At 63.1% G+C, this 25,846-nt stretch carries 25 protein-coding genes; 16 read left to right on the top strand and 9 right to left on the bottom strand.

The window, feature by feature from the left end; genetic code table 11:
- Positions 1-8 precede the first annotated feature (8 nt).
- Positions 9-860 carry an urea carboxylase-associated family protein gene (locus POS17_RS21550; protein WP_060840444.1) on the top strand — a complete coding sequence of 284 codons (852 nt, stop codon included), beginning with the start codon at positions 9-11 and terminating at the stop codon, positions 858-860.
- A gap of 43 nt (positions 861-903) precedes the next feature.
- On the opposite strand, the gene POS17_RS31205 is transcribed toward POS17_RS21550, so the two are convergent.
- Together POS17_RS31205 and eat are read right to left on the bottom strand one after the other, a co-directional pair.
- Positions 904-1,071: a DUF2897 family protein gene (locus POS17_RS31205; protein ID WP_082729282.1), complete on the bottom strand. Its 168-nt coding sequence runs from the start codon at positions 1,069-1,071 to the stop codon at positions 904-906.
- Between the two features lie 131 nt (positions 1,072-1,202).
- Positions 1,203-2,567, bottom strand: coding sequence for an ethanolamine permease (gene eat, locus POS17_RS21545; RefSeq protein ID WP_060840443.1), 1,365 nt, complete (start codon positions 2,565-2,567; stop codon positions 1,203-1,205).
- A gap of 332 nt (positions 2,568-2,899) precedes the next feature.
- Here eat and kdpF point away from each other — a divergent pair, with 332 nt between their 5' ends.
- The 6 genes from kdpF (at position 2,900) to POS17_RS21515 (ending at position 10,946) form a co-directional block, all read left to right on the top strand.
- Positions 2,900-2,989, top strand: coding sequence for a K(+)-transporting ATPase subunit F (gene kdpF, locus POS17_RS21540; RefSeq protein WP_016964080.1), 90 nt, complete (start codon positions 2,900-2,902; stop codon positions 2,987-2,989).
- 11 nt (positions 2,990-3,000) lie between these two features.
- Entirely contained in the window at positions 3,001-4,695 is a 1,695-nt protein-coding gene (gene kdpA, locus POS17_RS21535; protein WP_060840442.1) for a potassium-transporting ATPase subunit KdpA, read from the top strand.
- A gap of 10 nt (positions 4,696-4,705) precedes the next feature.
- Positions 4,706-6,790 (top strand): potassium-transporting ATPase subunit KdpB, encoded by a 2,085-nt coding sequence (gene kdpB / locus POS17_RS21530; protein WP_060840441.1) that lies wholly within the window; start codon positions 4,706-4,708, stop codon positions 6,788-6,790.
- Positions 6,791-6,884: 94 nt separating this feature from the next.
- Positions 6,885-7,430, top strand: a complete 546-nt coding sequence (gene kdpC / locus POS17_RS21525; protein WP_060840440.1) for a potassium-transporting ATPase subunit KdpC — start codon at positions 6,885-6,887, stop codon at positions 7,428-7,430.
- Positions 7,431-7,498: 68 nt separating this feature from the next.
- Positions 7,499-10,150, top strand: a complete 2,652-nt coding sequence (locus tag POS17_RS21520; RefSeq protein WP_060840439.1) for a sensor histidine kinase — start codon at positions 7,499-7,501, stop codon at positions 10,148-10,150.
- 100 nt (positions 10,151-10,250) lie between these two features.
- Positions 10,251-10,946: a response regulator gene (locus POS17_RS21515; RefSeq protein WP_060840438.1), complete on the top strand. Its 696-nt coding sequence runs from the start codon at positions 10,251-10,253 to the stop codon at positions 10,944-10,946.
- Positions 10,947-10,971: 25 nt separating this feature from the next.
- Here POS17_RS21515 and POS17_RS21510 read toward each other — a convergent pair whose 3' ends face one another.
- Positions 10,972-12,009: a patatin-like phospholipase family protein gene (locus POS17_RS21510; RefSeq protein ID WP_060840437.1), complete on the bottom strand. Its 1,038-nt coding sequence runs from the start codon at positions 12,007-12,009 to the stop codon at positions 10,972-10,974.
- A gap of 221 nt (positions 12,010-12,230) precedes the next feature.
- Here POS17_RS21510 and POS17_RS21505 point away from each other — a divergent pair, with 221 nt between their 5' ends.
- From POS17_RS21505 to POS17_RS21495, 3 genes are all read left to right on the top strand, one after another.
- Positions 12,231-12,509, top strand: coding sequence for a hypothetical protein (locus POS17_RS21505; RefSeq protein ID WP_016964073.1), 279 nt, complete (start codon positions 12,231-12,233; stop codon positions 12,507-12,509).
- Between the two features lie 142 nt (positions 12,510-12,651).
- Entirely contained in the window at positions 12,652-13,419 is a 768-nt protein-coding gene (locus POS17_RS21500; protein WP_060840436.1) for a CHAD domain-containing protein, read from the top strand.
- Positions 13,420-13,527: 108 nt separating this feature from the next.
- Positions 13,528-14,325 (top strand): acyl-CoA thioesterase, encoded by a 798-nt coding sequence (locus tag POS17_RS21495; protein ID WP_060840435.1) that lies wholly within the window; start codon positions 13,528-13,530, stop codon positions 14,323-14,325.
- Between the two features lie 4 nt (positions 14,326-14,329).
- Here POS17_RS21495 and POS17_RS21490 read toward each other — a convergent pair whose 3' ends face one another.
- The 3 genes from POS17_RS21490 to POS17_RS21480 form a co-directional block, all read right to left on the bottom strand.
- Positions 14,330-14,692, bottom strand: a complete 363-nt coding sequence (locus POS17_RS21490) for a terminase (protein WP_060841993.1) — start codon at positions 14,690-14,692, stop codon at positions 14,330-14,332.
- Between the two features lie 112 nt (positions 14,693-14,804).
- Positions 14,805-16,286 carry a methyl-accepting chemotaxis protein gene (locus tag POS17_RS21485; protein ID WP_060840434.1) on the bottom strand — a complete coding sequence of 494 codons (1,482 nt, stop codon included), beginning with the start codon at positions 16,284-16,286 and terminating at the stop codon, positions 14,805-14,807.
- 85 nt (positions 16,287-16,371) lie between these two features.
- Positions 16,372-17,178 (bottom strand): TatD family hydrolase, encoded by an 807-nt coding sequence (locus tag POS17_RS21480; protein WP_060840433.1) that lies wholly within the window; start codon positions 17,176-17,178, stop codon positions 16,372-16,374.
- 235 nt (positions 17,179-17,413) lie between these two features.
- Between POS17_RS21480 and POS17_RS21475 the strand changes: the two genes are divergently transcribed.
- The 3 genes from POS17_RS21475 (at position 17,414) to POS17_RS21465 (ending at position 19,979) form a co-directional block, all read left to right on the top strand.
- Positions 17,414-18,835 carry a transglycosylase SLT domain-containing protein gene (locus tag POS17_RS21475; RefSeq protein WP_060840432.1) on the top strand — a complete coding sequence of 474 codons (1,422 nt, stop codon included), beginning with the start codon at positions 17,414-17,416 and terminating at the stop codon, positions 18,833-18,835.
- A 102-nt stretch (positions 18,836-18,937) separates the two neighbouring features.
- Positions 18,938-19,372, top strand: a complete 435-nt coding sequence (locus POS17_RS21470) for a DoxX family protein (protein WP_060840431.1) — start codon at positions 18,938-18,940, stop codon at positions 19,370-19,372.
- A 298-nt stretch (positions 19,373-19,670) separates the two neighbouring features.
- A complete protein-coding gene (locus POS17_RS21465; protein ID WP_060840430.1) occupies positions 19,671-19,979 on the top strand; it encodes a hypothetical protein in 309 nt (102 codons plus the stop codon).
- A gap of 143 nt (positions 19,980-20,122) precedes the next feature.
- On the opposite strand, the gene POS17_RS21460 is transcribed toward POS17_RS21465, so the two are convergent.
- Positions 20,123-20,752: a response regulator transcription factor gene (locus tag POS17_RS21460; RefSeq protein WP_016967435.1), complete on the bottom strand. Its 630-nt coding sequence runs from the start codon at positions 20,750-20,752 to the stop codon at positions 20,123-20,125.
- A gap of 300 nt (positions 20,753-21,052) precedes the next feature.
- Between POS17_RS21460 and greB the strand changes: the two genes are divergently transcribed.
- Complete coding sequence (gene greB, locus POS17_RS21455) at positions 21,053-21,526, top strand: transcription elongation factor GreB (protein ID WP_060840429.1); 474 nt, start codon at positions 21,053-21,055, stop codon at positions 21,524-21,526.
- 33 nt (positions 21,527-21,559) lie between these two features.
- On the opposite strand, the gene POS17_RS21450 is transcribed toward greB, so the two are convergent.
- On the bottom strand, positions 21,560-24,064 hold the full coding sequence (locus POS17_RS21450; RefSeq protein ID WP_060840428.1) for an ABC transporter permease: 2,505 nt from the start codon (positions 24,062-24,064) through the stop codon (positions 21,560-21,562).
- A complete protein-coding gene (locus tag POS17_RS21445; protein ID WP_016967432.1) occupies positions 24,064-24,747 on the bottom strand; it encodes an ABC transporter ATP-binding protein in 684 nt (227 codons plus the stop codon). The genes POS17_RS21450 and POS17_RS21445 overlap by 1 nt, the downstream gene beginning before the upstream one ends.
- A gap of 10 nt (positions 24,748-24,757) precedes the next feature.
- Here POS17_RS21445 and POS17_RS21440 point away from each other — a divergent pair, with 10 nt between their 5' ends.
- Both POS17_RS21440 and POS17_RS21435 read left to right on the top strand, forming a co-directional pair.
- Positions 24,758-25,363, top strand: coding sequence for an arylesterase (locus POS17_RS21440; protein ID WP_060840427.1), 606 nt, complete (start codon positions 24,758-24,760; stop codon positions 25,361-25,363).
- 56 nt (positions 25,364-25,419) lie between these two features.
- The gene (locus POS17_RS21435) at positions 25,420-25,713 is read left to right on the top strand and encodes a hypothetical protein (protein WP_007931378.1); all 294 of its coding nucleotides are present in this window, start codon (positions 25,420-25,422) and stop codon (positions 25,711-25,713) included.
- Positions 25,714-25,846 lie beyond the last annotated feature (133 nt).

Genomic DNA, 25,846 nt, shown 5'->3' with positions numbered 1-25,846 from the left:
CGATACCCATGTACAAAGACTATCCAGCGGCTTACCAGGTCAGTAAAGGTTCGGCGCTGCAGGTGGACACGGCGTTCTATGAACGTATTCGCGACAGCCGTGAGCAGCGCACGCTGGTCGAGCAATTTGAGGTGCCGATCCGCACCGGGCGTGCCTGGAAGGTTCCCGCCGGACATGTGTTTCGCGTCACCACTCCGGCAGGGCCGCAGGTGGGCGATTTCAACGTCTGGAATGCCAACGACCCGCGGGAAAGGTTATGGGCGGCCCGGACCCGGCAATTGCAAGGGGCTCACGTCAGTACCCACGATCGACTCTGGTCGAACCTGCCTTTTCTTCGGCCCCTGGTCACCATCACCGATGACAGCCTGGCGAATTACGGCATTGATGAGCACGGCGGTCGCCTTCACGACCTGTTGGGCACCCGTTGTGATCCCTATGTCAACCGTATGCTCACCGGCGAGGACTTCCACCACCACTGTCACTCCAACCTGACCCGGGCGGTGCTGCCCCACGGGCTGACCGAGTTTGACGTGCACGATGTCTTGAACATCTTCCAGTGCACCGGCCTGAATCACGACGACATGTACTTCATGAAGGCCTGTCCGGCACAGAAGGGCGATTATCTGGAGTTCTTTGCCGAGATCGACTTGCTGTGTGCGTTGTCGACCTGCCCGGGCGGTGATCTGTCGCTACCGATGTGGGGCCCGGATGCCCAGGATCCCTTGAGCGTATGCCGGCCGCTGGGGGTCGAGATCTATCGTCTCGACGAAACCCTGCTCGAAGGCTGGAGCCAGCCGCAGCGCGCGGCCTACAAAGGAATGCACGGCTTGCATATCGCCAAGGCCGAATGGGAACAGTAGGGCACGAAATAGCCCCTTCATCCGTCGGTGAAGGGGCTGGGGATCAACGATCTCGTGCTTCCTTGGCATCCATTTCCGCGTTGCGTTGCGCCACGCGTTTACGCTGCTCATCGGTCAACTCCACCTTGTTGGCGGTGTCGCGCAGCAGCATCAAGCCGCCGACGATCGAACCGATAGCAACCACCAGGATCAACCAGGCATACCAGGGCATAGGACTCTCCTTGAACGGCAGTTCCCGAGGACGAAGGTTCGTCCTCGGCACGGCCTGTAATGCTTTGAGTTAAAGCACTGCGCAGGGGTTCCATTGTATGCCCGATTGCCCTGGCCAGTGGCGACCGATGCTTACAGCCCGGTGAGCATGGCATCCGCCGGAGCATTGGCCCGCAGTTGTGCGGTGAGTTGGAAGTAGATGAAGCCCAGCACCATGAAAGCCAGGAAAATCAGGCCGATCAGGGCGTTGAACCAAGCCATGGCAACCAGGCACACCACGGCCAGGATCAGGGCGATCCCCGGTATCAGCGGATAGCCAGGAGCACGAAAGCTGCGTGGCAGGTTCGGTTCGGCCCGGCGCAGTTTGAACAGGCTGAGCATGCTCATGATGTACATCACGATGGCGCCGAACACGGCCATGGTGATCATCGCCGCGGTGAGGGTCATGCCGCCCAGGTTGATCAGGCCGTCGCTGTAGATCGCGGCGATGCCGATCAGGCCGCCGGCGATGATTGCTCGGTGCGGTGTTTGAAAGCGCGACAGCCTGGCCAGGGAAGCGGGCAGGTAACCGGCCCGGGCCAGGGCGAAGAACTGCCGCGAATAGCCGAGGATGATCCCGTGAAAACTGGCGACCAGTCCGAACAGACCGATCCACACCAGCATGTGCAGCCAGCCGGAACTGTCGCCGACCACCGCCTTCATTGCCTGGGGCAAAGGATCGTTGATGTTCGACAGGGTGCGCCAGTCGCCCACGCCGCCGGCGAAGAACATGACACCCATGGCCAGCAGCACCAGGGTCAGAATGCCGCTGATATAGGCCTTGGGAATGGTGCGCTTGGGATCCTTGGCTTCCTCGGCGGCCATGGCGGCGCCCTCGATGGCCAGGAAGAACCAGATGGCGAAGGGAATCGCGGCGAACATCCCGGCGATCGCCGGAGCGCCGAAGGTGTCGGCACCGGCCCAGCCATTGAGGGCAAAATTGCTGAAGCTGAAGGCCGGGGCCACCACCCCCATGAAGACCAGGAGTTCCGCCACCGCCAACACACAGACCACCAGCTCGAAGGTGGCCGCCAGTTTCACCCCGAGAATGTTCAGGCCCATGAAGACGATGTAAGCGCCCACCGCAGCGTGCTTGGGATCCAGCGCCGGAAACTGCACATTCAGATAGGCTCCAATCGCCAGGGCGATGGCCGGTGGGGCGAAGACGAATTCGATCAGGGTGGCCAATCCGGCGATCAAGCCGCCTTTCTCGCCGAAGGCGCGACGGCTGTAGGCAAACGGGCCTCCCGCATGGGGAATGGCGGTGGTCAGCTCGGTGAAACTGAATATAAAGCAGGTATACATGGTTGCGACCAGTAAGGAGGTCAGCAAAAAGCCCAGGGTCCCGGCGACCCCCCAACCATAGCTCCAGCCGAAATACTCTCCGGAAATCACCAGGCCAACCGCGATTCCCCATAAATGCAGCGTGCCCAAGGTGGGTTTGAGTTGTGTGTTCATCGGTGGCTCCCTGAACGGTTGACAGTGCTCGGGACAGGCCGCTGCAGCAGCCATGCCAGCCCAGCAACCCGCGTCGTAAAGCCGGGAAAGCTGTCGTATCGAGGATATTTCCCGCTTTTTCGCCGCTGATTCCCTTCCACCCGCGCTGTCCTCGCGCTTCTTTTTGGGGCACGACCGCTGTTGGCCTCTCAGGCCCGTCCTGCCACCGTGCGCGCCAACCCAGTCTTTACGCTTTCTTTATGGGCTGCCCACCCCGTCGATCTCGTTCCTTTACAGCGACCCTGCGGACAATGACGGCATTCGCGGCAATCGCCGTACCTCGGAGACATTCCATGAACATTCTGGACGCGGTGTCGCTGCTGCTGGCAGTGGGCCTGTTCGTTTATCTACTGGTTGCGCTGTTGCGCGCGGACCGGAACTAGGAGCTGCGGTTATGCACAGTTATGACTATTGGCTGATCCTGGCCTTTTTCGCCCTGGTGCTGTTGCCGGCGCCCTGGCTGGGACGTTTCTACTACCGGGTCATGGAAGGCCAGCGTACCTGGCTGACGCCGCTGCTGGGGCCGGTGGAGCGTGTCTGTTACCGGGTTTCCGGGGTCGATCCGCAGGTGGAGCAGAGCTGGCAGAAATACGCCCTGGCCCTGCTGGCGTTCAACTTTGCCGGCTTTGTCCTGCTGTTCGCCATCCTGCTGTTCCAGGATCACTTGCCGCTCAACCCGCAGCATCTTCCTGGGCAGGAATGGACCCTGGCGTTCAACACGGCGGTCAGTTTCATGACCAATACCAACTGGCAGTCCTACAGCGGTGAAGCCTCCCTGAGCTACCTCAGTCAGATGGTGGGCCTGACCGTGCAGAACTTCGTCAGCGCGGCCACCGGCCTGGCGGTGCTGGTTGCCCTGTGCCGCGGCATCGGCCGGCGTTCGGTTCGCACCCTGGGCAATTTCTGGGTCGACATGACCCGCGCGACCCTTTATGGCCTGCTGCCCCTGTGCCTGCTGCTGGCCCTGTTCCTGGTCTGGCAGGGCGTGCCGCAGACCTTTGCCCATTACGTGGACGCCCTGACCCTGCAAGGCAACGAGCAGGTGATCCCCCTGGGCCCGGCAGCCAGCCAGATCGCTATCAAGCAGCTGGGCACCAACGGCGGTGGCTTCTTCGGCGTCAATTCGGCGCATCCCTTCGAGAACCCCACCGCCTGGAGCAACCTGCTGGAACTGGTGTCGATCATCCTGATTCCGGTGGCCCTGGTGTTTACCTTCGGCCATTACGTCAAGGACCTGCGCCAGAGCCGCGCCATCATCGCCTGCATGTTCGCCCTGTTCCTGATCGGCGGCGCCACCTCGCTGTGGGCCGAATACCAGCCCAACCCGGCGTTGCAGAACGCTGCGGTAGAACAGACCGCCCCTCTGGAAGGCAAGGAGGCACGCTTCGGCACCACTGCCACGGTGCTCTGGTCGGTGACCACCACCGCCGCCTCCAATGGCTCGGTAAACGGCATGCATGACAGCCTCAACCCGCTCAGTGGCATGGTGGCGCTGATCAACATGATGGTCGGCGAAGTGATCTTCGGCGGCGTGGGGGCTGGTCTCTACGGCATGCTGCTGAACGTGCTGATTGCGGTGTTCCTGGCTGGATTGATGATCGGCCGCACCCCGGAATACCTGGGCAAGAAGCTTCAGGCCAAGGAAGTGCAACTGCTGGTGGTGACCCTGATGGTGATGCCGATTGGTGTCCTGGTCCTGGGCGCCCTGGCCGCCAGCCTGCCGGGCCCGGCCGCTGCCATCAGCAACCCGGGGCCCCACGGCTTCAGCCAGTTGCTGTACGCCTACACCTCGGCCAGCGCCAACAACGGTTCGGCATTTGGCGGCTTCAGCGCCAATACCCCGTTCCACAACCTGATGCTGGGCCTGGGCATGCTGATCGGGCGTTTCGGCTACATCCTGCCGGTGCTGGCCCTGGCCGGCAGCCTGGGCTTGAAGAAAACCGCGCCCATCGGCCTGAACAGTTTCCCCACCCATGGCCCGTTGTTCGTGGCCTTGCTGACCGTGACCATTTTGCTGGTGGGGGGCCTGACCTTCCTGCCGACCCTGGCGCTGGGCCCTATCGCCGAACACCTGAGCATGGGCTTCTGAGGACCTGATGATGAATATGCATGTTCCTGCCTCAAACAAGGCTGCCGATGCGCCCGCCAAGACCAAGCCGGCCAAGGCCGAAGCGTCGGGCACCGCGATCTCGGCCCTGTGGCGTCCGGCGCTGATCCAGGCCTTCGTCAAGCTCGATCCGCGCCAGTTGCAGCGCTCGCCGGTGATGCTGGTGGTGGAGTTGACGGCGCTCCTGACCACCGTGCTGTGTTTCGTGCCGGACACTGCGGTGCCGACTTTCGTCGCTGCCCAGATCGCCCTGTGGCTGTGGTTCACGGTGCTGTTTGCCAACTTCGCCGAAGCCCTGGCCGAAGGTCGGGGCAAGGCTCGCGCCGACAGCCTCAAGGCCGGTAGCGAGGGCTTGAGCGCCCGGCGCCGGAGCGCCGATGGCGGCTATCAGCTGGTGCCGGCGACCCAACTGCGCAAAGGCGATGTGGTTCGAGTCGAAGCCGGGGAAATGATCCCCGGGGACGGCGAGGTGATCGAGGGCATCGCCGCGGTCAACGAGGCGGCGATTACTGGTGAGTCGGCGCCGGTGATCCGCGAATCCGGTGGGGATCGTTCGGCGGTGACCGGCAATACCCGGTTGGTTTCCGACTGGCTGCTGGTGCGCATCACCAGCAACCCCGGAGAGTCGACCCTGGATCGCATGATTGCCCTGGTGGAGGGCGCCAAGCGGCAGAAGACCCCCAATGAAGTGGCCCTGGACATCTTGCTGATCGGCTTGACCCTGATTTTCCTGCTGGTGGTGGTGACCCTGCAGCCGTTCGCCCACTTCGCCAATGGCAGCCTGCCGCTGGTGTTCCTGGTGGCGTTGCTGGTGACCCTGATCCCCACCACCATTGGCGGCCTTCTGTCGGCGATCGGGATCGCCGGGATGGATCGACTGGTGCGCCTGAACGTGATCGCCAAATCCGGTCGTGCGGTGGAAGCGGCAGGGGACGTGCACGTGCTGTTGCTGGACAAGACCGGCACCATCACCTTCGGCAACCGTCGTTGCAGCGCCATCCACCCGGCTCCCGGGGTCAACGCCCGGGAACTGGCGGAGGCGGCCTTGCTGGCCTCCCTGGCGGATGACACCGCCGAAGGCAAATCCATCGTCGAGTACCTGCGCGAACTTTATCCACAGCCCGAGCCGGCCAGCGATGTGTTGACCGCCGTGCCGTTCAGTGCGGAAACTCGCCTTTCCGGCGTCGATTACCAGGGGCGGATCTATCGCAAGGGCGCGGTGGATTCGGTACTGAGTTTCGTCGGCCTGGAGCGCCGCGACCTGGCCCCGGCCCTGTCCCGGGAGATCGACAAGATCGCCCAGAGCGGCGGCACGCCGCTGCTGGTCTGTGGCGAAGGCCGGATGCTCGGCGCCATTCACCTCAAGGACGTGGTCAAGCCCGGTATCCGCGAGCGTTTCGCCGAGTTGCGCAAGCTGGGGATCCGCACCGTCATGGTCACCGGCGACAACCCGCTGACCGCCGCCGCCATCGCGGCGGAGGCCGGGGTCGATGATGTGCTGGCCGAGGCCACGCCGGAAAAGAAACTGGCGCGCATCCGTCATGAGCAGAACGACGGGCGTCTGGTGGCCATGTGCGGCGACGGCGCCAACGACGCCCCGGCACTGGCCCAGGCCGATGTCGGCATGGCGATGAACGACGGCACCCAGGCGGCCCGCGAGGCGGCCAACATGGTCGACCTAGATAGCGATCCGACCAAGCTGCTGGACGTGGTGCAGATCGGCAAGGAGCTGCTGGTGACCCGTGGCGCCCTGACCACCTTTTCCATTGCCAACGACGTGGCCAAGTACTTCGCCATCCTGCCGGCGTTGTTCGCGGCGATTTATCCACAGCTGGGCGTGCTCAACATCATGCAACTGACCAGCCCGCAGAGCGCGATCCTTTCGGCGATCGTGTTCAACGCCCTGATCATCGTGGTGCTGATCCCCCTGGCGCTGCGTGGCGTGCGGGTCCAGGCGGCCAGCGCCGCCCACCTGCTGCGGCGCAACCTGCTGGTCTATGGCGTGGGCGGGATAGTGGTGCCCTTTGTCGGGATCAAGCTGATCGACATGCTGCTGACCGCGCTGCACCTGGTGTAGCCCGCCGCTGGCCGGCGCAGGACGCAGCAAGGTTTGCGACCTGATCGCCGGCAGCCGGCTCCTGCACGTGACCGAATGAATCGAGGAATGAGAAATGACTAGCGTATTGCGTCCGGCCTTGAGCCTGATGGTGTTGATGACCCTGATCACCGGCGTGGCTTATCCGCTGGTGGTCACTGGAGTGGCCCAGGTCGCGTTTGCGGACCAGGCCAACGGCAGCCTGGTGCGTGATGCCGAGGGCAAGGTGCGGGGCTCGGCCCTGATTGCCCAGGATTTTGTCGGCGATGCCTGGTTCCATCCGCGTCCTTCGGCGGGGGCCTTTGCCACGGTATCCAGCTCTGCCAGCAACCTGGCGCCGAGCAACCCGGCCCTGGCCACCCGGGTGATCGACGATGCCCACAAGCTCCAGGTTGCGGGTCAGGGCCCGGTGCCCCTGGCCCTGCTCACCACCTCGGGCAGCGGCCTTGATCCGCACTTGCCACCCGAGGCAATTGACTATCAACTGGCGCGGGTCGCGGCGGCGCGCAATCTGCCGGCGGACCAGCTGCGGGCCCTGGTGGCGGCACATACCCAGCGGCCCCTGGTGGGGCCACCGGTGGTCAATGTGCTGACCCTGAATCAAGCCCTGGACCAGTTGTAAGCGCTGGCGCCGGCGGCGGCAGCTAGAGTGCCTGGTGAATTGAATGTTTCGTTGCAGAGAGATACCCCATGAGTGATTCCGGTCGCGCCGATGCGCTGCTCGCTGAACTGCCCCGTGACGGTCGTGGCCGGCTCAAGGTCTTCCTCGGTGCCGCTCCCGGCGTCGGCAAGACCTACGCCATGCTCCAGGCTGCCCACACGCAACTGCGCCAAGGGGTCAAGGTGCTCGCCGGGGTGGTGGAAACCCACGGGCGCGCCGAGACCGAGGCGCTGCTGGCCGGTTTGCCGCAGCAGCCCCTGGTGCGTTCGGAATACCGCGGGGTGATGCTCGAGGAAATGGACCTGGACGGCCTGCTCAAGGCCAAGCCCAAGCTGGTGCTGGTGGATGAGCTGGCCCACAGCAATGCCCCCGGCAGTCGGCACGCCAAGCGCTGGCAGGATATTCAGGAACTGCTGGCGGCCGGCATCGACGTGTTCACCACGGTCAATGTCCAGCACCTGGAAAGCCTGAATGATCAGGTCCGCGGCATCACCGGGGTCCAGGTGCGTGAAACCCTGCCCGACTGGGTGCTGCAGGAAGCCTATGAACTGCTGCTGGTTGACCTGCCGCCACGAGAGCTGCTGGAGCGCCTGCGGGACGGCAAGGTCTATGTGCCGGAGCAGGCGCGGGCGGCCATCGATGCGTTCTTTACCCAGACCAATCTCACCGCCTTGCGCGAGTTGGCGATGCAGACCGCCGCGGCCCAGGTGGATAACGACCTGGCCCTGGGCTACCGCCAGCTTGGCCAGGCGGCGCCGGCGGTGCGGGGGCGTTTGCTGGTGGGCATTGACGGCGATGCCCAGGCCGAGCGCCTGGTGCGCCATGCCAGTCGCGTGGCCCAGCGTCGGCACCTGCCCTGGAGCCTGGTGCATGTGGACAATGGCCGGCTGCAGGACGAGCAATCGCGCCTGCGGTTGCAGGCGGCGCAGCAACTGGCTGAGCGCCTGGGCGGGGAGGTGGTGCTGCTGCGCGCCGGCGAGGTGGCCAAGACCTTGATCCAGCACGCCGCCGAACGCCGTGCCAGTTTGCTGCTGGTGGGGCAGTCCAGTCGTCGCTGGCGTCGGCGCTGGTTTGGCGGCGGCCTGGCGGCGCGCCTGTTGCGCAACGCCGAGGGCCTGGAGATCAATGTCCTGGACACCGATCCTCTGCCGCATCAGCCGGGCTTGCGCAGCCAGCATTCCCTGCAGTGGTTCGACTATGGCCTGGCGCTGTTGGCCACCGTTCTGGCCAGTGCCCTGGCCTGGGGTGTGGCCAGTGTCCTGCCGCTGCCGAACATCTCGCTGGTGTTTCTCGCCGCGGTGTTGCTGGTGGCGGTGCGCAGCAGCCTGGGGCCGGCCCTGGCCTGCGCCGCGCTGTCGTTTTTGGCCTATGACTTTCTGTTTATCCCGCCCAGTTTCTCGTTTGCCATCCAACGAGAAGAGGATGTGCTGACCCTGTTGTTCTTCCTGCTCATGGCGGCGCTCACCGGCAACCTGGCGGCGCGCCAGCGGCGGCAGCTGCAGGCGCTGCGTGAAACCCAGGAGGAAACCGGCGAGTTGCTCGATCTGTCGCGCAAGCTCACGGCCGCCACCGATCGGCAGGCGGTGATCAGCGCCGCAGCCCAGCACCTGCACGGTCGCGATGAATTGCGCATCTGCCTGCTCAATCGCGACGGGCAGGGCGGCTGGAAAGTCGAGACCGGCGGTTCGCTGCAGTTTTCCGAGGCCGAGCGGGCCGCGGCGGACTGGGCCTGGCAGCATGATCAACCGGCGGGCCTGGGCACCGGGACCCTGCCATTCGGACGCTGGTGGTGGTGGCCGCTCTCGGTGGACGACGGTCCCCTGGGGCTGTTGGGCGTGTGTCCCAGGGAAGGCGAGGAGTTCAGCGGTCAGCGCCGGCGCCTGCTCACGGCCCTCAGCCAGCCCCTGGCCCAGGCCCTGGCCCGGGCGCGTCTGGCCGAGGACCTGGAGGCGGCGCGCCTGCACGGCGAAACCGAACAGTTGCGCAGTGCCTTGCTGGCCTCGGTGTCTCACGACCTGCGCACGCCGCTGACGTCGATGCGCGGCAGTATCGACAGCCTGCTGGCCCTGGGGGAGGCGATCCCCCTGGAAGATCGGCGCGAATTGCTCGAAGGGACGCGGGATGAAGCCGAGCGCCTGGATCGCTATATCCAGAACCTGCTGGACATGACCCGGCTTGGGCATGGTGCGTTGAAGCTGGCCCGGGACTGGGTGGCGCCGGGGGACATAGTCGGCAGTGCCCTCAACCGTCTGCGGGTGGTGCTGGCGCCGTTGCGGGTGAGCACCGAGCTGCCGCCGGACCTGCCGCTGCTCTATGTCCATGCGGCCCTGATCGAGCAGGCGCTGGTCAATGTCCTGGAAAACGCCGCACGCTTCTCGCCGCCCCAAGGGCGTTTGCAGCTGAAAGTCAGTGCCGGTGAGGGGGAGTTGAGCTTTGCCGTCAGCGACGAGGGGCCGGGGATTCCCGAGGAGGAGCGGGCGAAGATCTTCGACATGTTCTACACCTCCGCCCGCGGCGATCGTGGCGGGCAGGGCACGGGCCTGGGGCTGGCGATCTGTCAGGGCATGGTCGGCGCCCATGGCGGGCATATCAGCGTCGCCGAAGGCATCGACGGCCAGGGCACTTGCATCACCTTGCACCTGCCGCTGCAGACCCAGCCGGAGCTGGAGAACGACCTGTGACAAGCCGTGATCCGCAACACTGCCAGCGCGCACGAAGGCCATTTGGATGTGGCCCGGCGTGCGCTACTCTTTTGCCTCTTATTTGCCTTGAATTGAACCCATGAGCCAGACCGCGACCATCCTGGTCATCGACGACGAGCCGCAGATCCGCAAGTTCCTGCGCATCAGCCTGGCGTCACAAGGATACAAAGTGATTGAAGCCGGAGCCGGTGCCGAAGGCCTGGCCCAGGCGGCGCTGAACAAACCGGACCTGCTGGTGCTCGATCTGGGGCTGCCGGACATGGATGGCCAGCAGGTCCTGCGCGAGTTTCGCGAGTGGTCGACGGTGCCGGTGCTGGTGCTTTCGGTGCGCGCCAGCGAAGTGCAGAAGGTCGAAGCCCTGGATGGCGGCGCCAATGACTACGTGACCAAACCCTTCGGCATCCAGGAATTCCTGGCACGCATCCGTGCCCTGCTGCGCCAGGCGCCCGCCGGCGAGGTGCAGGAAGCGGCCTTGCAGGTGGGGCCGTTGACGGTGGACCTGGCCTATCGCCGGGTACTTCTGGACGGTCTTGAAGTGGCCCTGACCCGCAAGGAATACGCCGTGCTGGCGCAGCTGGCACGGCATCCCGGGCGGGTGATCACCCAGCAGCAGTTGCTCAAGGACATCTGGGGACCAACCCACACCGAGGACAGCCACTACCTGCGGATCGTGGTCGGGCATCTGCGGCAGAAACTGGCGGACGATCCGACTCGGCCTCGGTTCATCGTGACCGAGGCGGGAGTGGGCTACCGGCTGTTGGGCGGTGATTCCTGAGCTGTCGGGCTCGGCTCTTGCTGGCTCAGCGCTGTTCCTGTTCGTAGCGGTCCAGGGTGTCGCTGGCGATTTCCCGCCCCAGGGCGATCAGCTCAGGCGCCTTGTAGAACTCGAAGAACCGGCACACGCGCTTGGGCACGTTGATCAGGATGTCCGGCGGGTAGCCGGCAATCTTGTACTGCGCCAGGGAGGTCTGCATCACCTCGAAGCTCTGGTTCACCAGGTCCAGCAGCGACGCCGGGCCGACGTTGTCGATGATGAATGAACCACTGGCGGACTTGGGCGCGCCTTCGGTTTCCGGTGCGGCCGCCGGTTGCTGGGCCTCCGGCTCGGCGCCTTCGACCCAGGGATTGATGTCGGCCGCTTCGCTCTTGAAGGCTTCCTGTTCGAGCAGCAACAGTTGCTCGGCCTGCTTGCGGCGGAACGGCAGGTGCGAGCCCAGGGAATTGATCAGGCTGTCGAAGCGGCTCTTGAACGCCGGCGGGCGTTGGATCACCGGCAACTGGTAATGGCGCTGGTTGGTGGAGTTGAGGTTGACCGCGATGATCAGGTCGCAATGACTGGACACCACCGGCACGATCGGTAGCGGGTTGAGCAGGCCGCCGTCCACCAGCATGCGATTGCCCTGCATCACTGGGGTGAACAGGCTGGGAATGGCCGCCGAGGCGCGCATGGCCTGATGCAGGCAGCCCTCCTGGAACCAGATCTCCTGTTGGTTGGTGAGGTCGGTGGCCACGGCGGTGTAGGGAATGCGCAGGTCTTCGATGTTGACGTCACCGACGATCTTGCGGATCTGGCCGAAGACCTTTTCGCCGCGAATCGCCCCCAGGCGGAAGCTCACGTCCACCAGGCGCAGCACATCGAGGTAGTCCAGGCTTTCGATCCATTCCCGGTACTCGGCGAGCTTGCCCGCCGCGTAGATGCCGCCCACCACCGCGCCCATCGAGCAACCGGCGATGCAGGCAATGTCATACCCGCGTCTTTCGATCTCCTCGATGACCCCGATATGGGCATACCCGCGTGCGCCTCCTGAGCCGAGGACCAATGCAACACGTTTGTTCATGATTCGTCCCTTCGCCAAACAGGCTGCAACAATGCACCCATAGCGCCCCGGGGTTCAATTGCTGATGCGCCTGCGGCTTGCATCAGTGTTTTTTCCTAGGGGCGATGGGGCGGTGACGCTATGCTCCTGCGGCTATATTTTCCAAAGGTCGAGTCAGGCACTTTTCGCGGCTGCCATCGTCTTAACCTGTACGACTGTTTCTTTTTCCTGAGGTGTCATTGATGAAAGCCTGGATCTGTTTGCCCCTGATTGCATTGGTTCTGACCGGTTGCGCGGGCAAGACCGCCTACCGCGACAGTTGCGGCACTCAGCTGGACGCCGCCTGGCATGAGCTGGACCTGGCCAAGGCCGAAGGGTTCGCTGGCACCGTGAGCTATTCCAAGGCCCTGTCGCTGCTGACCGGTGCCAAGACCCAGCAGCAATTCGAAGCCTTTGAAGGCTGCACCAAGAAAGCCGAGAAGGCGCGCTTCTACATTCGCGAGTCGCGTGCCGGGCGCTGAGTCGCGCCAGGCGCTACGCTGAAGCGGCAACCCTCATAGCGTGGGGCCGTGACCGGGCGCAATGCCGGTCACGGGTCCACGTTTTCATTCTTGAGCTGGATAAGCCGAATTCAGGCTTGCACGTCGTATTGGGGAACCCGTGATGTGTGCCTTGGTTGATCGATTGGTGGTTCAGATCCTGAGCCTGGAAGTGAGCTTGCTGGCTTGTCAGGCGCGCATGGCGGCGGCCACCGATGCCGAGGCGCTGCACGACTTGCGCATCACCGTGCGCCGCTTGCGCAGCCTGTTGCGCCCGTTGCGCGGCCTGCCCGGTGTCGAGCAGTTGGAGGCGGCAGCCGGCGCGGTCGGGCAACTGACAACGCCGATTCGTGACCGTGAAGTACTGGCGGCTTATCTGCACCAGCATGGCCAGCACCTTGCCGCCGAGCGGCGCACCGCCCAGTTGCGCCGGGAGTATTCGGCAGTGGCTGGCGGACCCCAGCTGGCCCAGCTGTTCCTGGTACTGGATGCGTTTCCGCGATTCCTGCGGGCTTGCCAGCGCCAGGGTTTGCTCCGAGGTTTGCGCGTGCGGATTGAGAAGCGCCTGGCCAAGCAGTGGAAAGCCCTGGGCAAGGCGCTGCAGGATCCCGCTCACGATCGCCATCGTTTGCGGCTGTTGATCAAGCGTGTGCGCTACGCGGCCGATGCCTATCCCGAGCTCGATCGTTTGCCGGCGCTGGCGATGAAACGTCTCAAGGCGGCCCAGGGCGCCCTGGGGGATTGGCATGACTGCTGGCAGTGGCTGGCGCAGGCCGAGCAGCAAGCGGATCTGCTGCCCTGTGTCGCCGTCTGGCGTCGAACCATGCTCAAGGCCGAAACCGCAGCTGACCAGGTGCTGGACCAGTTGTACGACGATTGCTTGCGAAAGTGATTGTCGTTGTGCGGCTTATCTGTCCGCTGCTTTGGCCGGAATAGTGGCTGTGCGGCTCTAAGGCGCTGGTTAAGATCCCTGAGTCTTTTTTTTGCCCCCGAGGTTTTCATGCGTTTCTATGATTTGCTCGAAGCCGTTCGCAGCCAGCCCCAGGCGCTGACCATTCCGGCCGAGTGGGCTCAAGGTCGCGCCAGTTTCGGTGGCCTGGTGGTCGCCCTGCAGTACGAAGCGATGCGCGCCAAGGTTCCGGCCGACCGCCCGGTGCGCTCTTTGGCGGTCACTTTTGTCGGGCCCGTGGCGCCGGACGTTCCGGTCAGTTTTGAAGTGGATGTCCTGCGTGAAGGCAAGGCGGTTAGCCAGGTATTGGGGCGGGTGATGCAGGAAGGCCAGGTGGTGACCCTGGTGCAGGGCAGCTTTGGCGCCTCACGCGAGTCTTCGGTGACGATTGACGCCGAACCTGCGCCCGAGATGAAACACTGGGATGACTGCCAGGAGCTGCCCTACATCAAGGGCGTAACGCCGGAGTTCATGCGCCATCTGGCGATGCGCTGGAGCGTTGGCGGCCTGCCCTTTACCGGCAACCGTTCCCGGGACATGGGCGGCTGGGTGCGTTTGCGCGGGGAGGTCAAGGAAGAACCCGTGACCGAGGCGCACATCCTGGCGCTGGTGGATGCCTGGCCGCCGGCCTTGTTGCCGCACCTGAGCAAGCCGGCCGCCGGCAGCACCCTGACCTGGACCATCGAGTTCGTGCAGCCGCTGCTGCCAGTCAGCACCCTGGACTGGTGCAAGTACCGGGTGGAAACCGAACATGCCCGCGACGGTTACGGCCACGCGGCGGCGGCACTCTGGAGTCCCGATGGACAACTGATTGCTCTGAGCCGGCAGACGGTGACCATCTTCGCCTGAGGCCTCAGTGCCGGTGGCGTTGCAACCAGGCCCGCCACCAGGCACCGCTGAGGACAAAGCGCGGGAAGGTCAGAAACTGTTCCACCAGCAGGCGTTGCACGGCGTCCTGGCGATCAGTGAAAGGCTCGACGGCTTGGGCTTCCAGGCTATGGCCGTGGCGTTGCAGGCCCAGGGCGGCCAATACACCGACCAGGCCGATGGCCAGACTCAGGAAACTCAGGGAAAACACGCCCGAGACAATCAGCAGAAAACCGACGATGAACAGCGGTACGGCAATCAGGTGCAACACCAGATTGGTCGGGTGCTGGTGGCTCTGCGGGTAGACGCGCCATTGCCAGGCCGGAAGATTGGGGTGACGTTTGCCCATGGTGATCATCCTCAGTTCTTGAAAACTCGTGAACCAAGAATAGGGGCGAGGTCGGGAGAGGGCGAATCAAGGCTGGCTATCGCTCCGATAGCCAGCGGGCATGTGCAGGGGATCAGAGTTTCAGTTGGCCGATGGCCTTGCTCAGTTCGCCGGCCAGGGTCGCCAGTTCACTGCTGGTGGTGGCGGAGGCCACGGTCTGTTGCACGGTGTTTTCGGTGACGTCGCGGATGCTCACCACCGCCCGGTTCATTTCTTCGGCCACCTGGCTTTGTTGTTCTGCGGCCACGGCAATCTGCGTATTGCTTTCGCGCATCTGCGCCACCGCGCCGGTGATCTCCGCCAGAGCCGCCCCGGCTTCCTGGGCCTGCTGCACGCAGTCGTCGGCCTTGAATGAGCTCTCCTGCATGAAGTCCACGGCGTCCCGGGTGCCTGCCTGCAAGGCTGCGACCATGCCGGTGATCTCGTCGGTGGAAGACTGTACGCGTTTGGCCAGATTGCGCACCTCGTCGGCCACCACGGCAAAGCCGCGGCCCATTTCGCCGGCTCTGGCGGCTTCGATGGCGGCGTTGAGAGCCAACAGGTTGGTCTGTTCGGCGATGCTGTGGATCACGTTGACCACGCCGTTGATCTTCTGGCTGTCTTCCGCGAGCTTTTGAATCATCTCGGCGGTTTGCTGCACGCCGTTGGAGAGCCCGGCAATGGACTTCTGCACTCGGCCGACCACTTCATGGCCGGTGCCGGCCAGGGTGTCGGCGGTCTGGGACAGGTCCCGGGTGGCGCCGGCGTGCTGGGCGATGTGGAAGACGGTGGCGGACATTTCGTTGATGGCAGTGGCGGCCTGATCGGTTTCACTTTGCTGACCGAGCATGCCGTGACGCACATCGTTCATGCTCGAGGCCAGGCGCGCGGCGCCCTGATCCAGCTGGCGAGCGGTGTTGGCCACGGTGTTCACCACCCGCTGGTAACCGGCCTGCATGGCATTGAAGGCGCTGGCCATCTGGCCGACTTCGTCCTTGCAGGACAGCGGCACCCGGGCCGACAGGTCGCCGGTTTTCTCCACATGCAGCATCACATCCTTGAGGGTGTTGAGCTGGCTGAGGAGAAAGCGGATCAGCAACTGCGAGGCGCAAAGCATGGCGAACATCAGGATGAAGACGGCCACGGCGTAATTGGTGAAGCGGTCGCTGAAGACCTGAGCCAGGCTCGGTGCGTGGGCCAGTACGGCAACCTGCTGGCCATTGGCGCGGCTGACGACCTCGGCACCCAGCAGCGGGTTGTCGCCGAAGAGCGGCATGTGATTGATTTCGACCCAGCCGTTGGCGCCGTTCAGTTCAGGCAAGGCCTGTTCGTTGAGGCTGGGAGTCTGGCCCTGGGAGAAGGCCAACAGGTTCTCGCCACTGGGCAAGGGCTGTCCCGCAGGCCAGGCATTGAGCAGATGTGCCTGGCTCCGGGCTGCGGCCTGTGCGGCCTGACTACGGGCCTGCTGCTCCAGTTGCACCGCGTACAGCACCAATAACAGGGTGGTGACGAAGGCGACCGCATTGACCGCCCAGAATTTGTATTTCAGCGAGATATTGCTAAGCCAGGCACCCATAGAAGGTCTTCTCTGATTGAGCGAAACAGTATTGGCAAGGTGCCAGTATTGTGCCGCTATGATCTCGGAAAAATCTTGATATGGGTCAAGCAATTTCTGGCAAGTTGAAAAAGGCTCTGGAGCAGGCCGTGCTGTGGCTGGCCAGGTCTTGCGGCGTTTCGTCCCGGTGCAGAGCCACTTCCCGCAGGACTTCTGTCAGGTAGGCCGGTTCGTTACGGCCATTTTTCGGTTTCGGCCGCAGGCTGCGGGGCAGCAGGTAAGGGGCGTCGCTTTCCAGCATCAGGCGTCCCCGGGGGATGTTGCGCACCAGTGGATGCAGATGGGTGCCCCGGCGTTCGTCGCAAATCCAGCCGGTGATGCCGATATGCAGGTCCAGGTCGAGGTAGCTGAACAGCGCTCGTTGCTCGCCGGTAAAGCAATGCACCACGGCCGCCGGCAAACGGTCACGAAAGTCTCGCAGAATGTCCAGCAGACGCTGGTTGGCGTCGCGTTCGTGGAGGAACACCGGCAGTTGCAGTTCGGCCGCCAGGGCCAGGTGCTCTTCCAGGACCTTTTCCTGCTGCGGGCGAGGGGAGAAGTCGCGGTTGAAGTCCAGCCCGCATTCGCCCACCGCCCGTATCCGTGGCTCGCTGAGCAGGGCGCGCAAGCGCCGCGGACTGTCGGCATTCCAGTCGCTGGCAGAGTGAGGGTGCAGGCCCGCAGTGGCGAACAGTCTTTGCCCATCGGCATCCAGTTGCTGGCACAGTTCCAGGGCCTGTTCGCTGCCATCGACGCTGGTTCCGGTGAGGATCAATTGGCAGACCCCGGCCTCATAGGCGCGATTGAGAACGGCTTGGTGTTTTTCGGCAAAACAGGGATTGGTCAGGTTGACGCCGATATCGATGAGTTGCATGGTGCTATCTCCGCCTGCGGCCGGAAAGCATATCAGAGCTGTAGATTTATAAGAAAAGCCAAGAACTACAACGAGTTAACGCTGTCTTTTGCTGCCAGAAGCACGTAGCGGCCGGGCATTGTGCCGCCGTTTCGCTGCTCTTTTGCACCTTGCCAGCGCTCAAGGCGCTCTGTTTCTGTCGATCAAGCCTTCAAAAAACGACGAAGGGTTGAACAGTATTTCCTGCGGAGAACGGATGACCCGACCCTCGATCTTGCTCGCGCTGTGCCTGTCGCTGCTGCTGCCCTTGCCGGCGCTGGCCCGTCTGGCCGGACCGCCGGAAGCCCTCGCGTCCGGCAAGGTCCGCGACCTGGCAGAGATCCGCAGCAGCCGCGTGCTGCGGGTGCTGGTCAATCAGAGCCGCAACAGCTCCGGTGAGGTCCAGGGACAGGCCATCGGCGTCGAATACCATCGCTTGCGCGCGTTCGAGCAATACCTCAATGGTCATGCCCGTGACGGACAGGAAATCAGCCTCAAGATCATTCCCAAAGCCAAGGATCAGTTGCTGGGTGCGTTGCAGCGGGGAGAGGGCGATCTGGTGGCGCCAGGGGAATTACTGGAGGCTCTGCCGGGCCATGTGGTCAGTTCCAGCGATCCCATCGTCAGCAATGTTCCGTTGCTGTTGGTGGGTATCAAGGGCGAGCGTCGTTACACGCGGATCGAACAGCTGTCCGGCAAGACGCTGACCCTGACCACCGGCAGTGCCGCCGGCGAGGCGGTGAGTCAGATCAATCAGCGACTGGCCTTGCGCAAGCTGGCGCCGATCAAGGTCGAGTGGGTGGACCCGAGTCTGGCGGTGGAGGACGTGCTGGAAATGGTCCAGGGGGGAATCTTTCACCTGACCATCGTCGAGCAGCCGATTGCCGAGCGCTGGAGCAAGATCCTGCCCAAGCTGCGTTTCGATCGACAGTTGAAGATCAGCGAGCCGGGCGAGGAGCACTGGTTTGTGCGGCGCGATGCGTCGATGCTGCGGGCCAGCATCGACCGTTTTCTCAAGAGCTATAAGACCCCGGCGGATCAGGATGTGGCGTTCCTGCGCATCTATCGGCGTCAGTATCAGGTGCATTACCCCCTGGCCCAAGCCGACCGACAGCGCCTGGAGAAACTGCGTCCGGTGCTGCAGAAGCATGCCGGGGAACAGGGCATGGACTGGCTGAATCTGGCGGCCCTGGCGTTCAAGGAGTCGGCTCTGCAACCCAGCGCCAGGAGCGGTAGTGGCCCCACCGGACTGATGCAGATCACGCCTTCGGCGGCGCAACGGGTCGGGGTCAACAATATCCAGTCCCTCGATAACAATGTGCAGGCGGGAGCCAAGTACCTGGCGATGATTCGTCGCAAGTTCTTTGCCAGTCCCAAGCTCAACGAACGCGAGCGCATGGCTTTTGTCCTGGCCGCCTACAACATGGGGCCGGAACGGGTGCAGGGCATGCGCAGCGAAGCCCGGCGGCGAGGGCTCAATCCCAATCAGTGGTTTTTCCAGGTGGAGCGGATCGCCATGGAGCAGGTGGGTATGGGCGCGGTCAGCTATGTTAATAGCGTCAACAAATACTATCTGGCCTTCGATCGTGAACGGGACTCGCTGGAGCCTCGGGAGCGAAAAGTTGCGTCTCGCAAATAATCGAAAATACTGATTGTTATCTCGGAATTATTCCGCTTTTAACATGATAAAAACTGATTAATATGGCGACCAACTTCCCCGTCTTACACAGGACTACACAGCATGAGCACACTGATCAAAAACGTACTGAGCACTCGCGCCGGTTATGGCTTGACCGTTTTGCGGATTTTCGTCGGCATCATCTTTGCTGCCCACGGTTCGCAAAAACTCTTTGGCTGGTTCGGTGGTGGCGGCCTGGCGGGGACGGCTCAGTGGATGGAGAGCATCGGCCTGGCGCCGGGGTATCTGATGGCGTTGCTGGCCGGTGGTACCGAGTTCTTCGCGGGTCTGGCGCTGATCATTGGCCTGTTGGCGCGTCCTGCTGCGCTGGGCCTGTCGTTCACCCTGCTGGTGGCAATCTTTTCGGTGCATATCAGCCACGGTTTGTTCATGGCCAACAATGGCTATGAATTCGCCCTGGCGCTGCTGGGCGGTACCCTTGCCGTGCTGTTTGAAGGCGCCGGCAAACTGTCGCTGGATGCAACGATCGCCAAGTAATCCGTGGGCTTGATTCGTCCGTCGCTGGTGGCTTTCGGACGCTCTGGATCAACCCTTAGGAGAAATTCCAAGGCCTGCCTGTGCAGGCCTTTTTCGTTGCTGCGAAATCTTGACACTGACCGGCCGGCTTCTCTAGGATGCTGCCCATGCGCCGATTTAAACAGCTACTTGCGGGGCGCCAGGTGAGTCGAAAGACCATCGATAGAAGCTGCAGGCAGGCTTCGAAATACCGCTAAAGCGCTGGTTCGGTGTTGCCTCTCACCTGCCCGGCAGAAACCAGAGGCAGAGACACAATACGATGAATGCACCACGCCCCCTTGTACGTCTTGCGCCGCTCACGGCGAGTCTTTCCCAGCGCAACCCGAAAATTCTTCTTGGCGGCAAGCACCAACCCACCCTGTTGCGTTATCTCGATGGCTGGCCGCGGCGTTCCGCGGGCCCGGCGGCATTTCTGATCCAGTTCGTCGAAGAGGGCGAGTCCCTGGCACGTTTTGCCAGTGACAGCTTTGATCTGGCGGTCATTCCGGCACCCAGTGCCGAGCACGCCGCTGAAGTCATCAAGCAATTGACCCGCGTCGCTCGCCAAGGGCTGATCATTCGCCGCTAGTGGTTCGGCGGCTCCGACGGCGCTGTGCAGCTTGCTGCTGACTGCGCCGTATTTAGATAGTGATTGCATCGAGCAGACAGTGGCTGGCGTATCTCCAGCTGTGGCGGATGCTCCTTGCTCATGCACTGATCGGGGCTGGCTATTCAAACAACCGCATTGCGCTTTGCCAGTTCAGCCAGGGCTACCAGGTTGGAAATGTTGAAGCGCTTGAGCAAACGCACTTTGTAGGTACTGACGGTCTTGTGGCTGATCAGCAGGGCGTCGGCAATCTGCTGATTGTTGAGGCCGGTGGCCAGCAGTTTCAGGACTGTGATCTCGCGATCGGTCAGGCGGGAGATCAGTACGCTTTCCTGGCTGGCGGCATTGGTGTTCTGCTGCAGGATATTGATAGTGTCTTCCGGGAAGTAGCTGTACCCGGACAGAATGGCCTTCACTGCATTGGCCAGTTCGTGAAGATTCTCGGTCTTGCACAGAAAGCCCGCGGCTCCGGCCTGCAGGCAGCGCAAGGCGAAGTTCTTCGAGTCGCTTGAAGTCAGGACCAGGGTTTTCACATGCAGGTCCGCGGACTTGATATGGGCGATGACCGAGAACCCGTCCAGGTTGGGAATCCCCAGGTCGAGGATCAACAGGTCCGGCATGTGTTTGCGCACCAACTGCACGGCGTCCGCACCGTTGTCGGCTTCAGCGACGATGGTGTGGTGATGGGGTTCCAGCACCGACCTGATGGCCAGTCGGATCAGTGGGTGGTCATCGACGATAATGATGTTGCCCATTTAGTGCATTCCCTTTGTTTTTTAGAGGTTTTGGTCGTTGGTGGCGGGTTCTTTGCGGAGGTCGGTTGCAGGTTGTCAGGCGCGCCGAGTGCAAACTCTGTTGCTTAAAATGTGTCTGAGGCCGTAAGCCTCGGCGGTTTGGCTCTATGATTGGCCGACCTCTCTGAAATCTAAATCGGACAAATCTGATAGTGCTGCGTTAACGATGCGCGGGGAGAGCAGCCGCCCGAGATCGGCCGGGTTCAACGGTTAATTCAAATAACAGAACAGCCGCTACAAGGCTGGAAGGTGACAAGCCAATTGAGTACCAAGCTCATCACACAGGATGGTTACGACGCACTGAAGCAGGAGCTGGATTATCTGTGGCGGGAGAAACGTCCGGACATCACCCAGAAGGTCACCTGGGCGGCGTCCCTGGGGGATCGCAGCGAGAATGCCGACTATCAGTACAACAAGAAGCTGCTGCGGGAGATTGATCGTCGGGTGCGCTACATCCGCAAGCGTCTGGAAGACATGAAAGTGGTGACCTATGCCCCGGAGCAGGAAGGCCGGGTATTTTTCGGTGCCTGGGTCGAAGTGGAAAACGAGGCCGCCGAGATCAAGCGCTTTCGTATCGTCGGTTATGACGAGATCTATCTGCGCAAGGACTACATTTCCATCGACTCGCCGATGGCCAGGGCGCTACTGAAGAAGGAAGTGGGCGACGAAGCCATTGTTCATACCCCGGCGGGTGAAACCTGCTGGTGGATCAACCAGATCGAGTACGTGAAGTAGGCTCGGCAGCCGGCGCTGGCGAGCCATGAGTCTTCATCCTTCGCGCAGGACGCTCAAGGGGCTGGCGTTCAACGCCCGGCGGGTGCCGAAAATTCCGGCTCCGCCTATCAGCAGCGCGCCAATCACCGGCAGCAGCAATAGCCAGGGGTGGGGGTGCCAGGGCAAGTCGAAGGCAAACCGGTAGAGCACCAGGCTGATCAGTTCGCTGCCCAGGGCCGCCAGCAGGCCGCTGACCGCGCCAAGCAAGCCGAACTCGATCCGTCGGGCCTTGATCAGCAACCGTCGTTCGGCACCGAGGGCGCGCAGCAGCGCACCCTGGCGAATGCGTTCGTCCAGGGTGGCTTGCAGGCCGGAAAACAGCACGGCCATTCCCGCCGCCAGGACAAACAGCAACACATATTCCACCGCCAGAGTGACCTGGGCCAGGATGCTGCGCAGCTGCTCCAGCAGGGCCTCCACTTGAAGGATGGTGACTGCCGGGAAAGCCCTGGACAGTTCGACGATCTGCTGGTCGTGACCTGGACTCAGATAGAAGCTGGTGAGGTAGGTGGCGGGCAGGTCCTTCAGGGTGCCTGGCTGGAAGATCATGAAGAAGTTCGGTTGGAAGTTGTCCCAGTTGATGCTGCGCAGGCTGGTGACCTGGGCCTCCCGATTGACTCCCGCCACGGTGAAGATCAAGCGGTCACCCAGTTTCAGCTTCAGGCTTTGCGCCACCTTGGCCTCCACGGACACGCCAGGCACCGGGTCATCGGTCTGGCTCGACCACCATTGGCCTTCGGTGATGCTGTTGCCGGCAGGCAGATCAGCGGCCCAGGTCAGGCTCAGATCACGCTGAACGGCCCGGTCGCCACTGGAGTCCTTGCTGACAATCTCCCTCACAGGTTCGCCATTGATACTCACCAGGCGTCCGGGAACCACCGGATACAGCGGTGCTGAGGGCGCCGAGAGTTGTACCAGGCGATCGCTGAAAGCCTGCTTTTCGGCCGGCAGGATATTCAGGGCAAAGTAGTTCGGGGCATTTTTGGGCAACTGGTTCTGCCAGGTATCCAGCAACTCGCCCCGCAGCAGGGCGATCAAGGCCATGGACAGCAGAATCAGGCCGAAGGCCAGGGATTGCCCGGCCGCCGCCAGGGGGTGACGCAGTAATTGGCCCAGCCCCAGGCGCCAGGGCAGGGACGACCGGGCCAGCAGGCGACGCAGGCTTTGCAGCAGCAACAGCAGCAATCCGCCCAGGAACAGTGCAGCGATCAGGCCGCCACCGAGCAGGGCGAAGGTCAGCAGTAGATCCAGGCTCAAGCGCCACATGATCAGGCCCAGGGCAAATAGCGCGGCGCCATAGATCATCCAGGTGCTGGAGGGAATCGGCAGCAGGTCGCGCCGCAGGACCCGCAATGGCGGGACCCGTCCCAGTGCGGCCAGGGGCGGCAAGGCGAATCCCGCCAGGGCGACCAGCCCGGTGCCAATCCCGGCGATGGCTGGCAGCAGTCCTCCAGGTGGCACGTCGTTGGGCAAAAGATCATGCAACAGGTAGAACAGGCCAAGCTGGGCCAGCCAGCCCAGCAGCGCGCCGGCGAGGCTGGCCAGCAGCCCCAGCACTGCCAACTGCACGCTGAACAGCAGCATGGTTTCCCGGCGTGACAAGCCCAGGCAGCGCAACAGGGCGCTGGCATCGAAGCGGCGGGCGGCAAAGCGATTGGCTGACAAGGCCACGGCGACACCCGACAGCAGCACTGCCACCAGGCTGGCCATGTTCAGGTAGCGCTCGGCCTTGCCCAGGGCGCCGCCGATCTGCTGGTTGCCATCTCGGGCGTCCTGCAGTCGCTGGTTGGCTGCCAGTCCCGGCTTGATCAATTGGCGGTAGTGTTCGAGGGCTGCGGCGGGGCCGCGCCAGAGCTCCTTGTAGCTGACCCGGCTGCCAGGCTGGACGACGCCGGTGGCTTGCAGGTCATCCAGGCTGATCAGCACCCGGGGCGTCAGGCTGTAGAAGTTGCCGGCCCGGTCGGGCTCATAGGTCAGGACCCGCGCCAGGCGCAGGGTCTGCAGGCCGACATCGATGCTGTCTCCGATCTTCAGGTTCAGCGCGGTCAGCAGTCGTGACTCGACCCAGGCCTCGCCCGCCTTCGGCCCCCCGCCCGACTCTTCGCTGGCGTAGGGAGCTGCTGCGCTCTTGAGCTGGCCGCGCAGCGGGTAGGCGGAGTCCACGGCCTTGATGCTCGACAGCTGAATGCCGTTGTCTGTGGCGATGACGCTGGAGAATTCGACAATGCGTGCATGCTCCAGCCCAAGTTCGCGCCCACTGTCGATTTGTTCCGGGCGTGCCGGCGAGCTGCCTTCCAACAGCAGGTCAGCGCCGAGAAACTCGGTGGCGCGCAACAACATGGCGCCATTGAGACGGGCGCCGAAATAGCCGATGGCGGTACTTGCCGCCACGGCGACCAGCAACGCAAAGAACAATACGCGCAACTCGCCGGCGCGGGCGTCGCGCAGCAACTGGCGGACGGCGAGGCTCAGCAGGCGCAACAGTGGCATGCGTGCCATCAAGGCTCCAGAGGGGCGACCAGCAAGCCCGCTTCAAGACGGATCAGGCGCCGGCAGCGATGGGCCAGGCGTTCATCGTGGGTCACCAGCACCAGGGTGGTGCCGCTTTCCTTGTTGAGTTCGAACAACAGGTCACTGATGCGTTCGCCGGTGTGACTGTCGAGGTTGCCAGTGGGCTCATCGGCAAACAGCACATCGGGTTCGGCGGCAAAGGCCCGGGCGATAGCTACTCGTTGCTGCTCGCCGCCGGACAGTTGGCGTGGCGAGTGGCTCAGGCGCTGGCCGAGGCCGACTCGCTGCAGCAACTCGGTGGCTCGCTCTCGGGCGTCACGGCGGCCATCCAGTTCCAGGGGCAGCATGACGTTTTCCAGAGCATTGAGGCTGTCGAGCAGTTGAAAGGACTGGAATACGAATCCCACGTGTTCGGCCCTGATCCGCGCCCGCTGGTCCTCATCCAGGCGGCTCAGGGCCTGACCGGCCAGGGTCACTTCACCGCTGCTGGGCAGGTCGAGTCCGGCCAGCAGGCCGAGCAGGGTGGATTTGCCGGAGCCGGAGGCGCCGACGATGGCCAGGCTGTCGCCCTGATTCAGCTCCAGGTCGAGTTCGTGCAGGATGGTCAGTTCACCTTCCGCGCTGGGAACCACTTTGCTAAGGTTCCGCGCAGTGAGAATGCTTGCGCCCATGGAGAATCCGATGCGTGTATGGTTTTTGAGTGCCGGCCTGGCCTTGATGTGCATGGCCCAGAACGCAGCGGCGGGTACGGTCCTGATCGTGGGCGATAGTATCAGTGCGGCTTTCGGCCTGGATACCCGCGATGGTTGGGTGGCCCTGCTGGAGAAGCGGCTCAAGGACCAGGGTTTTAGCGACAAGGTCGTCAACGCCTCGGTCAGCGGCGACACCAGTGCGGGGGGGCAGGCGCGGCTGCCGGCGCTGCTTGCAGCACATAAGCCGCAAGTGGTGATCCTTGAATTGGGTGGCAACGATGGCTTGCGCGGCCAGCCGCCACAGCAATTGCAACAAAATCTTGCGTCGATGATCGACAGTGCCCAGGCCGATGGGGCCAAGGTCCTGCTGTTGGGCATGCAGTTGCCGCCCAATTACGGTGTGCGCTACACCCGGGCGTTCGCCCAGGTCTATAGCCAGTTGGCCAGCGACAAGCAGGTGGCCCTGGTGCCGTTTTTTCTCGAAGGGGTCGGCGGTCATCCCGAACTGATGCAGGCGGACGGTTTGCACCCCGCGGCAGCGGCCCAGGGCAAGTTGCTGGAAAATGTCTGGCCGACGCTAAAACCGCTGCTTTGACGCTTTTCTAGTGGCAGTGTTTCGGCTAATGTGGCGCCCCCGATTTGGAGCCCCCGATGCCGCGTCCCGCCTGGTCCCTGTTTGCCTATCAACTGATCGAGCCTGATGAGCAGCTTGACCTGTTCGCCTGTCAGGAAGTTCGGGTGCATCTGGTGACTCGGCAGTTGGAATTGGGTGGTTCGGCCGACCGGACCTTGTGCGGCACCTTGCTGCCTGCGCAGCCACGCTGGTCGAGCGTGGATCGGACGATTTTCCAGGACCAGCGACTCTGCCCTCTGTGTCGGGCGATCCTGGAGTCACAAAAGCGCGGGACGCCACCGATCTGGCCTGAGCTGCGCTTCGAGCTGTAGGCGGTCGATCGCCGACCGTTGCGACAGGGATTTCATGTGTCTGTGCTTGTCTCCCCGCTTGGCTCCCGTAGCCTCGGGGCGGGGGTGTACAATCGCGTTTCTATCACTCGTTGTTCATGCGAAGGATTATCCG

Origin of the sequence: Pseudomonas sp. Os17, from assembly GCF_001547895.1 — a bacterium.
Classification (GTDB): Bacteria; Pseudomonadota; Gammaproteobacteria; order Pseudomonadales; family Pseudomonadaceae; genus Aquipseudomonas.
The sequence above is the reverse complement of the archived record's forward strand: the minus strand, read 5'-3'. Positions and strand labels throughout refer to the sequence as shown.

What these genes read in the sequence shown, in the direction of transcription:
- POS17_RS21550 (WP_060840444.1), top strand. Translation starts at nt 9, where the DNA reads ATGTACAAAGACTATCCAGCGGCTTACCAGGTCAGTAAAGGTTCGGCG.
- POS17_RS31205 (WP_082729282.1), bottom strand. Translation starts at nt 1,071, where the DNA reads ATGCCCTGGTATGCCTGGTTGATCCTGGTGGTTGCTATCGGTTCGATC.
- eat (WP_060840443.1), bottom strand. Translation starts at nt 2,567, where the DNA reads ATGAACACACAACTCAAACCCACCTTGGGCACGCTGCATTTATGGGGA.
- kdpF (WP_016964080.1), top strand. Translation starts at nt 2,900, where the DNA reads ATGAACATTCTGGACGCGGTGTCGCTGCTGCTGGCAGTGGGCCTGTTC.
- kdpA (WP_060840442.1), top strand. Translation starts at nt 3,001, where the DNA reads ATGCACAGTTATGACTATTGGCTGATCCTGGCCTTTTTCGCCCTGGTG.
- kdpB (WP_060840441.1), top strand. Translation starts at nt 4,706, where the DNA reads ATGAATATGCATGTTCCTGCCTCAAACAAGGCTGCCGATGCGCCCGCC.
- kdpC (WP_060840440.1), top strand. Translation starts at nt 6,885, where the DNA reads ATGACTAGCGTATTGCGTCCGGCCTTGAGCCTGATGGTGTTGATGACC.
- POS17_RS21520 (WP_060840439.1), top strand. Translation starts at nt 7,499, where the DNA reads ATGAGTGATTCCGGTCGCGCCGATGCGCTGCTCGCTGAACTGCCCCGT.
- POS17_RS21515 (WP_060840438.1), top strand. Translation starts at nt 10,251, where the DNA reads ATGAGCCAGACCGCGACCATCCTGGTCATCGACGACGAGCCGCAGATC.
- POS17_RS21510 (WP_060840437.1), bottom strand. Translation starts at nt 12,009, where the DNA reads ATGAACAAACGTGTTGCATTGGTCCTCGGCTCAGGAGGCGCACGCGGG.
- POS17_RS21505 (WP_016964073.1), top strand. Translation starts at nt 12,231, where the DNA reads ATGAAAGCCTGGATCTGTTTGCCCCTGATTGCATTGGTTCTGACCGGT.
- POS17_RS21500 (WP_060840436.1), top strand. Translation starts at nt 12,652, where the DNA reads ATGTGTGCCTTGGTTGATCGATTGGTGGTTCAGATCCTGAGCCTGGAA.
- POS17_RS21495 (WP_060840435.1), top strand. Translation starts at nt 13,528, where the DNA reads ATGCGTTTCTATGATTTGCTCGAAGCCGTTCGCAGCCAGCCCCAGGCG.
- POS17_RS21490 (WP_060841993.1), bottom strand. Translation starts at nt 14,692, where the DNA reads ATGGGCAAACGTCACCCCAATCTTCCGGCCTGGCAATGGCGCGTCTAC.
- POS17_RS21485 (WP_060840434.1), bottom strand. Translation starts at nt 16,286, where the DNA reads ATGGGTGCCTGGCTTAGCAATATCTCGCTGAAATACAAATTCTGGGCG.
- POS17_RS21480 (WP_060840433.1), bottom strand. Translation starts at nt 17,178, where the DNA reads ATGCAACTCATCGATATCGGCGTCAACCTGACCAATCCCTGTTTTGCC.
- POS17_RS21475 (WP_060840432.1), top strand. Translation starts at nt 17,414, where the DNA reads ATGACCCGACCCTCGATCTTGCTCGCGCTGTGCCTGTCGCTGCTGCTG.
- POS17_RS21470 (WP_060840431.1), top strand. Translation starts at nt 18,938, where the DNA reads ATGAGCACACTGATCAAAAACGTACTGAGCACTCGCGCCGGTTATGGC.
- POS17_RS21465 (WP_060840430.1), top strand. Translation starts at nt 19,671, where the DNA reads ATGAATGCACCACGCCCCCTTGTACGTCTTGCGCCGCTCACGGCGAGT.
- POS17_RS21460 (WP_016967435.1), bottom strand. Translation starts at nt 20,752, where the DNA reads ATGGGCAACATCATTATCGTCGATGACCACCCACTGATCCGACTGGCC.
- POS17_RS21450 (WP_060840428.1), bottom strand. Translation starts at nt 24,064, where the DNA reads ATGGCACGCATGCCACTGTTGCGCCTGCTGAGCCTCGCCGTCCGCCAG.
- POS17_RS21445 (WP_016967432.1), bottom strand. Translation starts at nt 24,747, where the DNA reads ATGGGCGCAAGCATTCTCACTGCGCGGAACCTTAGCAAAGTGGTTCCC.
- POS17_RS21440 (WP_060840427.1), top strand. Translation starts at nt 24,758, where the DNA reads ATGCGTGTATGGTTTTTGAGTGCCGGCCTGGCCTTGATGTGCATGGCC.
- POS17_RS21435 (WP_007931378.1), top strand. Translation starts at nt 25,420, where the DNA reads ATGCCGCGTCCCGCCTGGTCCCTGTTTGCCTATCAACTGATCGAGCCT.